At 70.8% G+C, this 13,904-nt stretch carries 13 protein-coding genes; 6 read left to right on the top strand and 7 right to left on the bottom strand.

Going from position 1 to position 13,904, the window contains the following annotated elements; genetic code table 11:
* Positions 1-73: 73 nt before the first annotated feature.
* Positions 74-655 carry a molybdenum cofactor guanylyltransferase gene (gene mobA / locus ACZK5D_RS01345; protein WP_463663988.1) on the bottom strand — a complete coding sequence of 194 codons (582 nt, stop codon included), beginning with the start codon at positions 653-655 and terminating at the stop codon, positions 74-76.
* Positions 652-1,671 carry a GTP 3',8-cyclase MoaA gene (gene moaA, locus ACZK5D_RS01340; protein ID WP_458994655.1) on the bottom strand — a complete coding sequence of 340 codons (1,020 nt, stop codon included), beginning with the start codon at positions 1,669-1,671 and terminating at the stop codon, positions 652-654. Before moaA ends, mobA begins: the two co-directional genes overlap by 4 nt.
* A gap of 55 nt (positions 1,672-1,726) precedes the next feature.
* On the opposite strand from moaA, the gene ACZK5D_RS01335 reads away from it, so the two are divergent.
* Entirely contained in the window at positions 1,727-2,395 is a 669-nt protein-coding gene (locus ACZK5D_RS01335) for a helix-turn-helix transcriptional regulator (protein ID WP_463663987.1), read from the top strand.
* Positions 2,396-2,449: 54 nt separating this feature from the next.
* Here ACZK5D_RS01335 and ACZK5D_RS01330 read toward each other — a convergent pair whose 3' ends face one another.
* From ACZK5D_RS01330 to ACZK5D_RS01320, 3 genes are all read right to left on the bottom strand, one after another.
* Positions 2,450-3,340 (bottom strand): sugar ABC transporter permease, encoded by an 891-nt coding sequence (locus ACZK5D_RS01330; RefSeq protein ID WP_458994657.1) that lies wholly within the window; start codon positions 3,338-3,340, stop codon positions 2,450-2,452.
* Positions 3,340-4,914, bottom strand: a complete 1,575-nt coding sequence (locus ACZK5D_RS01325) for an ABC transporter permease subunit (RefSeq protein ID WP_463663986.1) — start codon at positions 4,912-4,914, stop codon at positions 3,340-3,342. The genes ACZK5D_RS01330 and ACZK5D_RS01325 overlap by 1 nt, the downstream gene beginning before the upstream one ends.
* Before the next feature lie 92 nt (positions 4,915-5,006).
* A complete protein-coding gene (locus ACZK5D_RS01320) occupies positions 5,007-6,257 on the bottom strand; it encodes a sugar ABC transporter substrate-binding protein (RefSeq protein ID WP_458994659.1) in 1,251 nt (416 codons plus the stop codon).
* 289 nt (positions 6,258-6,546) lie between these two features.
* Here ACZK5D_RS01320 and ACZK5D_RS01315 point away from each other — a divergent pair, with 289 nt between their 5' ends.
* The 3 genes from ACZK5D_RS01315 (at position 6,547) to ACZK5D_RS01305 (ending at position 9,557) form a co-directional block, all read left to right on the top strand.
* Entirely contained in the window at positions 6,547-7,545 is a 999-nt protein-coding gene (locus ACZK5D_RS01315; RefSeq protein WP_463663985.1) for a LacI family DNA-binding transcriptional regulator, read from the top strand.
* Entirely contained in the window at positions 7,535-9,154 is a 1,620-nt protein-coding gene (locus ACZK5D_RS01310; RefSeq protein WP_463663984.1) for a glycoside hydrolase family 13 protein, read from the top strand. The genes ACZK5D_RS01315 and ACZK5D_RS01310 overlap by 11 nt, the downstream gene beginning before the upstream one ends.
* Before the next feature lie 148 nt (positions 9,155-9,302).
* The gene (locus tag ACZK5D_RS01305) at positions 9,303-9,557 is read left to right on the top strand and encodes an HPr family phosphocarrier protein (protein ID WP_463663983.1); all 255 of its coding nucleotides are present in this window, start codon (positions 9,303-9,305) and stop codon (positions 9,555-9,557) included.
* A 9-nt stretch (positions 9,558-9,566) separates the two neighbouring features.
* On the opposite strand, the gene ACZK5D_RS01300 is transcribed toward ACZK5D_RS01305, so the two are convergent.
* Positions 9,567-10,544: a DUF418 domain-containing protein gene (locus ACZK5D_RS01300; RefSeq protein ID WP_463663982.1), complete on the bottom strand. Its 978-nt coding sequence runs from the start codon at positions 10,542-10,544 to the stop codon at positions 9,567-9,569.
* Between the two features lie 66 nt (positions 10,545-10,610).
* Here ACZK5D_RS01300 and ACZK5D_RS01295 point away from each other — a divergent pair, with 66 nt between their 5' ends.
* Positions 10,611-11,525, top strand: coding sequence for an NAD(P)H-dependent flavin oxidoreductase (locus tag ACZK5D_RS01295; RefSeq protein WP_463663981.1), 915 nt, complete (start codon positions 10,611-10,613; stop codon positions 11,523-11,525).
* Positions 11,522-12,394 (top strand): enoyl-CoA hydratase-related protein, encoded by an 873-nt coding sequence (locus tag ACZK5D_RS01290; RefSeq protein ID WP_463663980.1) that lies wholly within the window; start codon positions 11,522-11,524, stop codon positions 12,392-12,394. Before ACZK5D_RS01295 ends, ACZK5D_RS01290 begins: the two co-directional genes overlap by 4 nt.
* A gap of 4 nt (positions 12,395-12,398) precedes the next feature.
* Here ACZK5D_RS01290 and ACZK5D_RS01285 read toward each other — a convergent pair whose 3' ends face one another.
* The gene (locus tag ACZK5D_RS01285) at positions 12,399-13,877 is read right to left on the bottom strand and encodes an aspartate ammonia-lyase (protein WP_463663979.1); all 1,479 of its coding nucleotides are present in this window, start codon (positions 13,875-13,877) and stop codon (positions 12,399-12,401) included.
* Between the last annotated feature and the right edge of the window lie 27 nt (positions 13,878-13,904).

Here is a 13,904-nt window from a genome sequence, read left to right as displayed (position 1 = left end):
GGCGTCAGCTTTCCATGCCCGAAGCCGGTTCGTCCAAGTTTCTCGGAAAAAAGTCTTACGTGTCGTCGTAGAACTATCCGTCGAGCCCCGCGAGGCGGGCCTGGCCGGGGGTGTCGACGTCCGCGGTGACCCTCTCGTCGGCCTCGGCGAGGGCCAGCATCAGGCCCCGCATGACCCTCCTGACGGACACGTCGCGCACGGCCGGCGCCTCCGCGATCGCCCGGCGGAGCGCCGCCGCCCGGTACCGCGCGGCCAGGTACTGCGGCCACCCCTCCCGGTCCACCAGCGCGACGCCGTCCTCCCCCGTATACGCCCGCGCCAGCGCGTCGACGACGGCCTGGGGATCGGCGAGATCCCCGGCCAGGAGCAGGACCTCGGAGGCCTCGGCCGGCAGGGCCGCGACGGCGGCGGCGAGTCCGGCGACGGGGCCGCCGAACGGCGGGTCCTCCAGCACGAACGTGAGGCGCGGGTCGTCGAAGCCCTCCCGCCACGGCGAGGCCACCACCACGCTCGGCGCCCAGGTGAGGGCGGCGTCGCAGCTGCGCCTCAGCAGGGACCGGGCGCCGAGCCGGAGCTCGAGCTTGTCGGTGCCCATCCGCGAGGACCGCCCGCCGCCCAGGACGACGGCGCAGCGCGTCGGCCGGCCCATCGTCATCCGCCGATGGCGCTCATGGTGCGGTCCGGCTGGACGAAGCCGATGTCGTCGATGCCGTGGGCGCGCCGCTTTGCGGTGTGGGCGCCGGCCCAGGCCTCGACGAGGTCCTCATCCGCGCCACCTCCGCGGAGGATGGAGCGCAGATCCGTCTCGGTGCGGGAGAACAGGCAGTTGCGGACCTGGCCGTCGGAGGTGAGCCGGGTCCGGTCACAGGCAGCACAGAAGGGGTTGGTCACCGACGCGATCACCCCGATGGTGCCGCCCTCCTGGTGCGTGTCGGGCTCGACCCGCCAGAGCTCGGCGGGTGCCGCGCCGCGAGGTTCGTCCAGCGGGGTGAGCGTGAATCGGGTCTCGAGAGCCTCGAGGATCTCCCTGGAGGTCACCATCTGCGAGCGGTCCCACTCGTGCTTGGGGCCCAGTGGCATCTGCTCGATGAAGCGCAGCTGGTAGCCGCGGGCCAGGCAGAACTCGGCCAGCGGCACGATGTCGGCCTCGTTCTCGCCCCGCATGATCACCGAGTTCACCTTGAGCGGCCTGAGACCGGCGGCGTCAGCGGCGGCGATGCTGGTGAGCACGTCGTGCAGGCGGTCCCGGCGCGACAGCCGGGCGTAGCGCACCGGGTCGAGCGAGTCCAGGGAGATGTTGACCCGGTCCAGGCCCGCGTCGACGAGCCCGGCGATGCGCTTGTCGAGTCCCAGTCCGTTCGTGGTGAGGGCCAGCTCCGGCCGGCCGCCGGGGCCGGCCATGGCGGCCGCCGCCGCCACGATGCGTTCGAGCCCGGGCCGCAGCAGTGGCTCGCCGCCGGTGAAGCGGACGCGCTCCACGCCGAGGCGCTCGACGGCCACCCTGATGAGCCGGACCACCTCGTCGTCGGTGAGCGTCTCCTCGACCGGCAGCCAGGCCAGCCCCTCGGCGGGCATGCAGTAGGTGCAGCGCAGGTTGCAGCGGTCGGTCAGCGACACGCGAACGTCCCGCGCGACCCGCCCGTGGCTGTCCAGCAACCGTCGCTCCTGCATGGGCGCATGGTACCCCCACCGGGAAGGGGCTCCCCGCGCATGCGAAACTGGATCGGTGACCAGCGAACATCACGGACTAGGGCCGACCCGCACCCGGGTCCTCGGCCTGCTGCAGTCCGCCTCCGCCCCGGTCTCCGTCGCGGACGTCGCGGACCAGCTCGGGCTGCACCGCAACTCCGCCCGCTTCCACCTCGAGGGCCTGCGGGACGCGGGCTACGCCGTCAGCGCCGCCGCGCCCGTGGGGCAGGCGGGCCGCCCGCCTTTGTTGTTCGCCGCCACCAGTGACTCCCCCAACGTGAGCAACTCCCACCTGATGGAGCTCACCGAGGTGCTGATCCAGAACTTCGTGACCCCGCTGCCGGACGGCACGCGGCTGGCAGAAATGGCCGGGCGCAGCTGGGGGGTGTCGATGGTCGACGAGGAGGGCGACCCCCGGGACCCCGTCGACGGCCTGGTGGACCATCTGGCCGAGCGCGGGTTCGGGACGGTGGCCGTCGGCACCGACCTGACGTTCACCCGCTGTCCCTTCCGCGCCGAGGTGGGCCTGCAGGAATTGCCGGTCGTCTGCGCCATCCACCAGGGCTTCGTCGACGGCTACCTCGAGGCCACCGGCAGCCCGCTCAAGGCCGGGCGCATCGCCGTCGGTCCCCGGCTCTGCCACCTCGCGCTGCACTCCCCTGCCGGCGCCGACGGCCCCGGACGCGGCACCGCGCCGGCGGGCTGAGCGTCCCTCTCGGGTCGCCCGCCTGCCGGCGCGGCCTCGTCGTACCGGTGGGCGTCAGCCCTTCACGCCGCCCGCGGTCAGGCCCGCCACGATGTACTTCTGCAGGTACATGAACAGCAGGATGATCGGGATGGCGGCCAGCACCGCGCCCGCCGCGAACAGCGACCACGGCGCGTTGCGCTCGTCCGAGCCCCACACATACAGGCCCACGGCCAGCGTGTAGTTCTCGGGCCTGGCCAGCACGATGCGGGCCAGGATGAACTCGCCGTAGGAGCCGACGAAGCTGAGCAGCCCGACGACGGCAAGGATCGGCGTCACGAGCCTCATCACCATGCCCCAGAAGATCTGGGCGTGGGTGGCGCCGTCGATCTTGGCGGCCTCGTCCAGCTCCATCGGGATGGTGTTGAAGAAGCCGTACATGAGGAACGTGTTGGCGCCCAGCGCACCGCCCAGGTAGATGGCGATGAGCTGCAGGTGCGAGCCGAGGCCCAGGAAGGGGAAGATCTCCCCCAGCGTCAGCGCCAGCAGGAAGATGGCGACGAAGGCCAGCATCTGCGGGAACATCTGGATGATGAGCAGCGCCGTGAGGCTGCCACGACGGCCCTTGAACCGGAACCGGCTGAAGGCGTAGGCCGCCGCCGCTCCCATGAGGACCGTGCCCACCGCGGTCAGGCCGCTGACGTAGAGCGAGTGCAGCGCCCACCGTGGGAAGTCCGTGGTCATCAGCTGGGCGTAGTGCTTGCCTGTGAAGCTGGTGAACAGCCTCAGGGACCCGGTGATGCTGCCGTTGGTGTTGAGGGAGGCGGACAGCACGTAGAGCAGCGGGAACGTGCAGTAGATGATCACGAGGATCGCGACGATGTGCCGCCAGCCGACCTCGGCCCACCACCGTCCGCCGCGGAGGCGCGTGTCGTTCTGGCCGTCGGCAAGGGTCTTCCTGGCCATCACATGATCTCCTCAAGCTTGCGGGTCTGCCGGAATCCCAGCCAGGAGATGAAGCCGACCACCAGGAAGATGACGATCGACATGGCACTGGCCAGCCCGTACTGCCGGTTGCCACCCTCGAAGGCGATGGCGTAGACCATCGAGATGAGGATGTCGGTCTCGCCGATCGGCGCCGGCGCCCCGGGGTAGTTGGGGCCGCCGCCGGTGAGCATGTAGATCAGCGAGAAGTTGTTGAAGTTGAATGCGAAGCTCGCGATGAGCAGCGGCGCCACCGACACCAGCAGCAGCGGAAGCGTGATGCTCCAGAACCGCCGGATGGGGCTGGCGCCGTCCATGATGCCCGCCTCAGTCAGCTCCTGCGGGATGGACTGCAGGGCGCCGGTGGTCACGAGGAACATGTAGGGGAAGCCCAGCCACAGGTTCACGCCGATGATGGCGAGCTTGGCCAGGTTGCCGTCGGTGAACCACGGGATGCTGGCGCCCCCCAGGAGGACCTGATTGATGAAGCCGAACTCCTGGTTGAGCAGGCCTCGCCACACCAGCGCCGCGAGGAAGCCGGGGAAGGCGTACGGGAGGATGAACAGGGCGCGGTAGAGCGTGCGCCCCTTGATCCGCGGGTCGTTGAACACCACCGCGAGGAAGAGGCCGAAGGCGAAGGTGGTGAGCACCGACAGGATGGCGAACGCGAACGTCCACACCAGCGACGACAGGAACGGGCCCGCCAGGCGCGCGTCGGTGAACATCGCCGCGAAGTTGTCGAATCCGACCACCACGCGCCAGCCGGGCGTCAGCGAGCTGCCGTCGTCGGCCACGAACAGGCCTCGGCTCGGGTCCGCGGTGAAGACCTTGCCGTCGGCGTCGGTGAAGGTGTCGGAGGCCTCGTCGTAGGTCAGCAGCGACTTGGCGATGTAGGCCATGGCCGCGTTGTCCGTGCGGAGCCACCCGTCGTCCGGGTTGTCGGAGACGCTGACCCGGAGGTCGAGGACCTCCTGCTGACGTTGCTGGATCTCGGCGAGCTGCAGCACGGTCGCGCCGGGCACCTCGGTCACGCGGCCACCGTCGATGACCGCGTCGGGGGCGTCGGTGAGCGGGTTCTCGGCGTCTCCGGTCCGCGCCGTCTCGCCGTCGACGATGGCGAAGCCGATCTGCCCGTCACGGTCGAAGACGGTCACCGGGTATGTGGGCGTGCCCTCCACCCGGCGGTCCGAGGTCTTCATGATCTGGGTGATGGCCGGACCCTTGGCGTCGTTGTGTCCGTCGCCGTAGTTGGTGAACGCCACGTAGGCGGTGTTGACCATCACGTAGATCTGGAAGACCGCGAGGAAGATCAGTCCGGGGACGAGGTACTTGGCCGGGATCGCGCGCTTCGAGAAGTACACGAAGTCGACGACGATCAGGGTGATGACGAGGAAGACGAGGACGCCCCACTCCTGCTGGCCGTAGCTGGCCAGGATGCCGTAGAGGCCAAACGCGTTGACCAGCATCATGAGGACGAGCTTCGCGATGAAGCCCGGGCGCGAGAGGTCCCGCGCGTGGGAGAGCCTCGGCGACTGCGTGGTCGGTGAGTTGCTCAAGAGAGTTACCTTCGCTTCGTTGCGAGTATGGACCGGGGGTTGAGCGGCCTCAGCCGCCCAACCCCCGGAAATGACCTTCGGTCAGTCAGGCGTCAGAACTTGGCTTCGATGTTCTTGACCATAGCGTCCCAGGCGGCCGCCGGCTCGGCATTGCCGGTGATGATGCTCACCTGCGCGCCTCCCCAGAACTCCCAAACGGCGCCCATCTCGGGGATCGACGGCATCGGCTGGCCGTCCTTGCCCGCCTCGCCGAAGCCGGCCAGGATCTCGTCGGAGACCGCGTCGGCGGACTCGGTCAGGGCCGGCATGCGGTCACCCAGTTCGTACAGCTGGTCCTGGGCCTCCTTGCTGGCCATCCAGTCGAGGAACTGCGAGGCAAGCAGGGTGTTCTCGGACTTCGACGACAGGAACACGCCCTGCACGCCGACGAACGGGGCCGAGGGCTGGCCGCCGGCCGACGGCACGGGCAGCACGGTGATGTCCATGTCGGCGGTGACGAAGTCGGCGACGTACCAGGGGCCGGTGATGATGTAGGGCGTCTTGCCGTCGAGGAAGGCCTGCTTGGCGGTCTCGCCGTCGAGCGAGGAGGAGACGACCTTCTCAGCGGCCAGCGTCTTCAGGTACTCGGCGAACGCGAGGCCCTCGGGGCCGCCCATGCCGAGCTCGGCGGTGTAGTCGCCGTTGGCGTCGGTCTTGAACACCGGGGCGCCGAACGAGGTCTGGATCGGGTAGAGGTGGTAGGCGTCGCCGTTGGGGCCCTGCTGGATCACGGCCGGGAACTCGGCGCCGGCGGCGGCCTTGCCCTGGGCGATCAGCTCGTCGAAGGTGGCGGGGGTGTCCTGGACCATGGCGTTGTTGCGCACCAGGGCGATGTTCTCGATGGCGTAGGGGACGCCGTAGAGCTGGCCGGCCTGCGAGAAGCCGCGGGTGGCCACCTCGTTGAAGCCGGAGACCTTGTCGCCCAGCTCGACGGGGGCGATGACGCCGTTCTTGACGAGGTCACCGGTCCAGTCGTGAGCGCCGACGATGAGGTCCGGGCCCTGGCCGGTGGGGGCCTGCGCGATGAAGTCGGTCTTGACGTCGGCGGACGGCTTCTGGACGACGTCCAGCGTCACGCCGGTGGCGGCGAGGAAGGACTCCCCGATGGCCTTGAAGGTGTCGATGCGGGTCTCGTCGACCCAGACGGTGAGGGTGCCGGCGGCCGCGGGGGCCGAGCTCTCGGCGGGGGCGCTGCTCGAGGCCGCGTCGGTGGCGGAGGGGGAGGTGGTTGACGTGCCGCCGCCACAGGCGACCAGCGTCAGAGAAAGCCCGGCCGCTGCGGCGGCGATGAGGCTCTTGCGCATGTGTGTAACTCCTTCGTTGTCTCGGGACGCTCCGGTGCCGACCCGATCTGCTGAGAATCGTAACCAGCTTTGCAACGCTTGCAAAGTCGTTGCAGTAACGGTTCGATAACAATCTGCGCCGGGAAACGTTTGCCGACCCGCTAGACGGCTCACCAGGCGTCGGACTAGGCATGTCGGGACTCAATCCCGCCTGCAACGATTCTGCAAAGTCGTTGCAATGCGCCGCGATAACCTGCACACTTGCCTGCGAACGCTGTTGGCGTGCACGGACTCGAAGGAGAGGAGGCCCATGATTCCCCCACGGGCCAAGCTGGCGGACCTGGCCGTCGCCGCAGGCGTGTCCACCGCCACCGTCTCCAGGGTCCTCAACGGCAAGCCCGGCGTGGCGGAGGCCACCAGGGTCTCGGTGCTGGCCACCCTCGAGCGGCTCGGTTTCGCCGCGGAGCCGGACCAGCCGTCGGCCGAGGGACTGATCGCCGTGATGGTGCCGGAGCTGGCCAACCCCTCGTTCGCCCTGTTCGCCAACGAGCTTGCCCTGGTGTTGACCGCCGCGGGCCGGCACATGATCCTCTGCACCGCCGGGCCCGGCGGCACCAGCGAGGAGCAGTACCTCGACGCGCTGCTCGGCGTCGAGATCGCCGGGATCATCTCCGTCTCGGGTACCCCGGCGGACACCGAGGCGTCCTCCGAGCACTACCAACGCCTCATCGACGCCGGCGTGCCGGCAGTGTTCATCAACGGCTACGCGCCCGGGGTGGAGGGGGCCTTCTTCTCGTGCTCCGACGCTGAGGCCGTCTCGATGTCGGTTGGGCACCTGCGCTCCTTCGGGCACACCAGGATCGGGCTGGCGGTGGGCCAGCAGCGCTACCTCCCCAGCCAGCGCAAGCAGGCGGCCTTCCTCGCGCTCGGGCTGCCGCGCGGCTCCATGGTCTCGACCATCTTCTCCGTCGAGGGCGGCCAGGCCGCCGCGGCCAGGCTGTTCGACGCCGGCCACACCGCCATCGTCTGCGGCTCCGACGTGATGGCGCTCGGCGCCGTCCGCGAGGCGCGTTCGCGTGGCATGGAGGTCCCGCGCGACGTGTCCGTGGTCGGCTACGACGACTCGCCGCTGATGGCGTTCACCAGCCCCGCCCTCACCACCGTCCGCCAGCCGGTGGCCGCCATGACCCAGGCCGCCGTCGCCTCGCTGCTCACCGCCATCCGCGGGCTGCCGACAGACCCCACCGAGATGCTGTTCCACCCGGACCTCATCATCAGACAATCGACAGGACCATTGCATGCCCGCTGAATGGTGGCGAGACGCCGTCATCTACCAGATCTACCCCCGCTCGTTCGCCGACTCCACCGGCGACGGCTACGGCGACCTCCCCGGGATCATCGAGAAGATCCCGTACCTGGCCGCCCTCGGGGTGGACGCCATCTGGATGTCCCCGTTCTACCGCTCCCCCATGGCCGACGCGGGCTACGACGTGGCCGACTACGAGGAGATCGACCCCCTCTTCGGTGACCTGGCCGACGCGGACCGGCTGATCGAGACCGCGCACGCGGCGGGCCTGCGCGTCGTCGTCGACCTGGTGCCCAACCACACCTCGGACGAGCACCGCTGGTTCAAGGCGGCCGTGGCCGCCGGCCCGGGCTCGCCCGAGCGCGAGATGTACCACTTCCACGACGGCCGCGGCGAGCACGGCGAACTGCCGCCCAACAACTGGAAGTCCGTCTTCGGCGGCGCCGGCTGGACGCGCCTCACCCTCCCGGACGGCACCCCCGAGCAGTGGTACTTGCACCTGTTCGACGTCAAGCAGCCGGATCTCGACTGGTCCGAGGAGCGGGTCCGCGCGGCGTTCGACGGCGTGCTGCGCTTCTGGCTGGACCGTGGCGTCGACGGCTTCCGCGTGGACGTGGCGCACGGGCTGATCAAGGCCGACGGGCTGCCCGATTTCGACGAGGAGCAGTCGCTGCTCGACGGCCAGTCCGGCCCCATGTGGGACCAGGACGGCGTGCACGACGTGTACCGCCGGTGGCGGGCCGTCCTCGACTCCTACGAGGGCGACCGCTCGCTGGTGGCCGAGGCCTGGGTGGCGGACCCGGAGCGGCTCGCGCTGTACCTGCGCCCCGACGAGATGCACACCGCGTTCAACTTCCAGTTCCTGGACAGCCACTGGGACGCGTCCGCCTACCGCGACGTGATCGCGTCGACGATGGCCGCGGACGAGGCCGTCGGGGCGCCCACCACGTGGGTGCTCAGCAACCACGACGTGCTCAGGCACGTCAGCCGCCTCGGCCTCGCAGACCCGGGCTCCAGCCATGAGGGCCTGGGCGCCGGCGACGAGCAGCCGGACAACGTGGCGGGCCTGCGCCGCGCCCGCGCCGCGACGCTCATGATGCTGGCCCTGCCCGGCTCGGCGTACCTGTACCAGGGCGAGGAGCTGGGGCTCCCGGACCACACGACGCTTCCGGACGACCTGCGCCAGGACCCCGCCTGGTTCCGCTCGGACTTCACCAAGCCCGGCCGCGACGGCTGCCGCATCCCGATGCCGTGGGCCGCCGACGAGCCCGGCCTGGGGTTCTCCCCCACCGGGAAGACGTGGCTGCCTCAACCCGAGGCCTACCAGGCGCTGGCGGTCGACCGGCAGGAGGACGCGCCGGGCAGCACCCTGACCCTCTACCGCTCCGCGCTCGCGGCCCGGAAGGAGCTGGGGCTGGGCCGCGGCGAGCTCGAGTGGGTCGAGGCAGGAGAGTCCGTGGTGGCGTTCGACAACGGCCCCGTCCGGGTCCTGACGAACGTGCTCGGCGCCCCCGTCGAGCTGCCCGAGGGCTACGACGTGCTGCTGTCCAGCGTGCCGCTGCACGGGCATGTCCTGCCCACCGACACGACGGTGTGGCTGGCCCGGGCCTGACCCGCCACCAGGCGGTGCGGGCAGCCCCGTGCCTTGTCCGGCCCCCTCCCAGCCCCGGCGACCCGTGGCTGGGAGGGGCCTCCGGCTTGGCTATGATTGTCCCCGTGTCCGCCCGCAACGGTGCGGCGGTGCAGAAAAGGAGCCTCTGATGGCCAGCAAGTCCGTGACCGTCGGGTCCGTCGTGGGGCTTCATGCCCGTCCCGCCGCCCTCATCGCCGCCGCCGCGGGTGAGTACGACGACGACATCACCATCTCCCTGAACGGCGCGACGGTGGACGCCGCCTCGTCGCTGCTCATCATGACGCTGGGCGCCGAGCGCGGAGCCGTCGTCACGGTGGAGTCGGACAACGACGAGGCCGTGGAGCGGATCTCCGCCATGGTCGAGCAGGACCTCGACGCCTGAGGCCGCCGCCTACCGACGGAACAGCCTTCGCGGGAGACGCAGAAGCCGCTCGAAGGGACCCATCCCGACGAAGCGGTGCCACACCCAGCTGAACCCCACCAGAACCGCCAGCGTGGTGAGCATCACCCACCAGTGGTCGTCGCGCCCTCCGCCCAGGAAGACGTCGGTGAGGATCCGAAGCACCACGAACTGCAGCACGTAGGCCGTCATGGCCAGGCGGCCGGTGGCGACGAGCGGATCGAGCCATCGCAGCTGCCCGGGAGGGACCGCGTCCGTCAGCCACCTGGATCCCGCCATGACCGCCGTCACCACCGCGAGCGAGGCGACCATCTCGCCGTAGGTGCCCGAGTACGGTGACGCCCCCGCCGCGGTTTGCGAACCGATCACGACGGCCAGGCCCGCGCCCAGCACGGAGCCCAGGGCGAGGGCGAGCGTGGCGCGCGGGCTGACGGTGCGGCCGAGCCAGTGGGTCAGCCCCACGCCGAGCAGACCCGCCGCGACCATCGGCATCAGGCGGTAGGGCCCGCCCGAGAACGCGAACTGCACGGCCGGCGCCAGCGCGCCCGGGACAGCCCAGGGTCCCCGCGTGGCCACCATCAGCGGATACGCGGCCGCCACCACCGCTGCCCCTGCCACTAACGCCACCCGCCCACGCACCCTCAGCGCCACGAGCACCGCGACGATCACGGTCAGCGCGCCGAGCCACTGCAGCACCACCACGATCTGCCAGTACAGGGGTTGGAGCAGAACCCCGGCCAGGAACAGCAGCGCCCCGCGCACGGCGTACTCGCCGACGAACCGGAGGGCCCCGTCACGCCGGCCGCGCCAGGCCAGCTCGATGCCGGCCCCGATCGCCGCCGCGAACAAGGGCGCGGTGAGGTACTCGGTGACGGTGAAGATGCCTCCGGCCGGGGCGGTGTGGGCCACCACCATGGACACGACGGCGAGGCCGCGGGCGAGGTCGAGCCACAGCTGGCGGGTCTGCATGGGCACAGCGTAGGGGCGCCGGCGTCTGCCAGACTGGGCGGAGCGTCGCGATTCGAGGAGGAGCCGATGGCGTTGCCCGAGCAGCTGTCCGGCCGGCTGCGGCTGCCCGTGGTCGCGGCGCCGATGTTCCTGGTGTCCGGGCCGGAGCTCGTCGTCGCGTGCTGCCGGGCGGGGGTCCTCGGCACCTTCCCGGCCCTCAACCGCCGCACCACGCAGGACTTCGCCGGGTGGCTGGACGACATCGAGGCCGCCCTCACGCCCGCCGACGCCCCGTTCGGGGTCAACCTCATCGTGCATCCCACCAACACCCGCCTGCAGGCGGACCTGGCGGTGGTCGTCGAGCACCGGGTGCCGGTGGTGATCACCTCGCTCGGCGCGGTGCCGGAGGTGGTGGAGGCCGTGCACGCCTACGGCGGGCTGGTGTTCCACGACGTGACCACGCTGCGGCACGCCCGCAAGGCGGCCGCGGCCGGCGTGGACGGGCTCGTCCTCGTGTCCGCGGGGGCCGGTGGCCACGCAGGAGCAGTCAACCCGTTCGCGCTCGTCGCCTCCGTCCGGCCCTGGTTCGACGGGACGATCCTGCTGGCCGGCGGCCTCAGCACGGGGGCGGACGTCGCCGCGGCGCGGGCGATGGGCGCGGACCTCGCCTACCTGGGCACCCGCTTCCTCGCCACCCGGGAGTCGCTCGCCGCGGACGGCTACAAGGACCTGGTGGTGGCGTCCGGGGCGGCCGACGTGGTCTACACCCCAGCCGTGAGCGGCATCCCGGCGAACTTCCTCACCGCGAGCCTCGCCGCCTCCGGCATCGATCCCGCGGGGCCGCCCGCCGAGCACGAGGACGTCAAGGCCTGGCGCGACGTCTGGTCGGCCGGCCACGGCGTGGCCGCGATCTCGGACGTGCCCACCGTAGCGGAGCTCGTCGACCGGCTCGAGGACGAGTACCTCCGCACCATCGCCATCCTGCAAGGAGACCTCCGATGAGCACCGTGCTGCTGACCCGCGACGACGGCGTCGCCACCCTCACCCTCAACCGCCCCGACAAGCTCAACGCCTTCACCCTGGGCATGGGCCGCGAGTTCGTCGACGCGCTCCGGGAGGCCGACCGCGACGACACCGTCCGCGCGATCATCGTCACCGGCGCGGGCCGCGCGTTCTGCGCCGGGATGGAGCTCAGCGACGGCGACAACGTGTTCGGCTTCGACCCGCGCATGGACCTCTCCCCCGCCGAGCTGCGGGAGCGCTGGACGGAGCCGGAGGTGAGCGACGGCGCCCGCGAGCCCGGCGGGAAGCTCACCCTGGCCATCCTCGAGTGCCGCAAGCCGGTCATCGCGGCCGTCAACGGGGCGGGGGTGGGCATCGGCTCGACGATGACGCTCCCGATGGACGCCCGACTCGCCTCCACGGAGGCGCGGATGGGGTTCGTGTTCGCCCGCCTGGGCATCACCCCGGAGGCCTGCTCGACGTGGTTCCTGCCCCGCATCGTCGGGCAGTCGCGGGCACTGGACCTGCTCTACAGCGGCGACATCGTCACGGCCGGGAGGGCCCTGGAGATCGGGCTGGTGGACTCGATGCACGAGCCCGGGGACCTGCTGGCCGCGGCGCGGGCCGTCGCGGACCGGATGACGCTCCGGAAGTCGGCGCACGCCGTCGCGATGACCCGACAGCTGGTGTTCCGGCACATGGCGGGCGCGAGCGTGCTCGACGCGCACCTGGCCGAGTCGTTGGCGCTGCGGCACTCGGCCCACGGCGACGGCCGCGAGGGCGGGCTCGCGTTCCTGGGCAAGCGCGAACCCCGCTTCAGCCAGCGCGCCCCGGAGTCCTTCGGGCACGTCTTCCCGCCAGAGGAGTGACCGGTCAGGCCTCGTCGCGGCGGTCGGCCTCATCGAGCTGCCGCTCCACGGCCGCGATCAGCTCCGGCGTCATCGCCGGCAGCGGCCCCGTGTCCAGCACCCCGCCGGACAGGGCCCCGGGCTCCAGCAACCGGTCCAGCGTCGCGGCGTCGAGGATGCCCTCGGCCAGCACCAACTCGCGGATGGAGCGGCCCCCCTTGAGCGCCTCCTTCGCCAGCCGGCTGGCGTGCAGGTAGCCGAGGATGGGCATGAGGGCTGTCACCACGCCCACGGACTGGTCCACCTGGGTCCGGGTGCGCTCCGCGTTGGCGGTGATGCCGTCGACGCAGTTGATGCGCAGCGTCCGCACCGCCCGGCGCAGCCAGGTGCTGTTCTGCAGCAGGACGTGGGCCATGACGGGCTCGAACGCGTTGAGCTGCAGCTGGCCGGCCTCCGAGGCCATCGCGACGGTGACGTCGGACCCGGCGATGACGAACGCCACCTGGTTGACCGCCTCCGGGATCACCGGGTTGACCTTGCCGGGCATGATCGAGCTGCCCGCCTGGACCGCGGGAAGGACGATCTCGCCGAAGCCCGCCTGCGGGCCGGAGCTGAGCAGCCGCAGGTCGTTGCAGATCTTCGACAGCTTCATCGCGGAGCGCTTCATCACCGACGAGGTGGACATGAACACGCCGGTGTCGCTGGTGGCCTCGATGAGGTCGTCGGCGATGACGAGCTCCTCGAAGCCGGTGATCTCGCGCAGGTGGCCGATGACCGCCTCGCCGTAGCCGGGAGGGGCGGTGATGCCGGTGCCGATGGCGGTGGCGCCGAGGTTGAGCTCCATCAGCAGCGGCCGCACGTCCTCGATCCGGTCGATGTCCTCGCCCAGCGTGGTGGAGAAGCCTCGGAACTCCTGCCCGAGCGTCATCGGCACCGCGTCCTGCAACTGGGTCCTCCCCACCTTGAGCACCTCGCGGAACTCACGGCCCTTCGCCGCGAAGGAGTGCCGGAGGAGCCGCATCTCGTCGGCGAGCTTGGTCAGGGCGGCCACGAGGCTCAGCTTGACGGCGCTCGGGTAGGTGTCGTTGGTGGACTGGGAGCGGTTCACGTGGTCGTTGGGCGAGAGGAAGCCGTAGTCGCCGAAGGCGCGCCCCGCCAGCTCGAGCGCCCGGTTGGCGATCACCTCGTTGACGTTCATGTTGGTGGACGTGCCGGCCCCGCCCTGGATGACGCCCACGACGAACTGCTCGTGGAGCCGGCCGTCGATGATGTCCTGCGCGGCGCGGTCGATGAGGTCCGCCAGGTTGGCGTCGAGCACCCCGATGTCGCGGTTGGCGCGGGCCGCGGCCTGCTTCACCTGGGCGTAGGCGACGATGAGGTCCGGGTACACGCTGATCTCGCGGCGGCTGATCCGGAAGTTCTGCACCGCACGCGCGGTGTTGATCCCCCAGTAGGCGTCGTCGGGGATCTCCATCTCCCCCAGTGAATCGCGCTCGATCCGCACGTCGATGTCCGTTCTCTCGGCTGAGGC

This window comes from Tessaracoccus yangjingae, assembly GCF_055326235.1.
This window is presented reverse-complemented; position numbering and strand designations above follow the sequence as displayed.

What these genes read in the sequence shown, in the direction of transcription:
- mobA (WP_463663988.1), bottom strand. Translation starts at nt 655, where the DNA reads ATGACGATGGGCCGGCCGACGCGCTGCGCCGTCGTCCTGGGCGGCGGG.
- ACZK5D_RS01305 (WP_463663983.1), top strand. Translation starts at nt 9,303, where the DNA reads ATGGCCAGCAAGTCCGTGACCGTCGGGTCCGTCGTGGGGCTTCATGCC.
- ACZK5D_RS01320 (WP_458994659.1), bottom strand. Translation starts at nt 6,257, where the DNA reads ATGCGCAAGAGCCTCATCGCCGCCGCAGCGGCCGGGCTTTCTCTGACG.
- ACZK5D_RS01315 (WP_463663985.1), top strand. Translation starts at nt 6,547, where the DNA reads ATGATTCCCCCACGGGCCAAGCTGGCGGACCTGGCCGTCGCCGCAGGC.
- ACZK5D_RS01330 (WP_458994657.1), bottom strand. Translation starts at nt 3,340, where the DNA reads ATGGCCAGGAAGACCCTTGCCGACGGCCAGAACGACACGCGCCTCCGC.
- ACZK5D_RS01290 (WP_463663980.1), top strand. Translation starts at nt 11,522, where the DNA reads ATGAGCACCGTGCTGCTGACCCGCGACGACGGCGTCGCCACCCTCACC.
- moaA (WP_458994655.1), bottom strand. Translation starts at nt 1,671, where the DNA reads ATGCAGGAGCGACGGTTGCTGGACAGCCACGGGCGGGTCGCGCGGGAC.
- ACZK5D_RS01300 (WP_463663982.1), bottom strand. Translation starts at nt 10,544, where the DNA reads ATGCAGACCCGCCAGCTGTGGCTCGACCTCGCCCGCGGCCTCGCCGTC.
- ACZK5D_RS01295 (WP_463663981.1), top strand. Translation starts at nt 10,611, where the DNA reads ATGGCGTTGCCCGAGCAGCTGTCCGGCCGGCTGCGGCTGCCCGTGGTC.
- ACZK5D_RS01310 (WP_463663984.1), top strand. Translation starts at nt 7,535, where the DNA reads ATGCCCGCTGAATGGTGGCGAGACGCCGTCATCTACCAGATCTACCCC.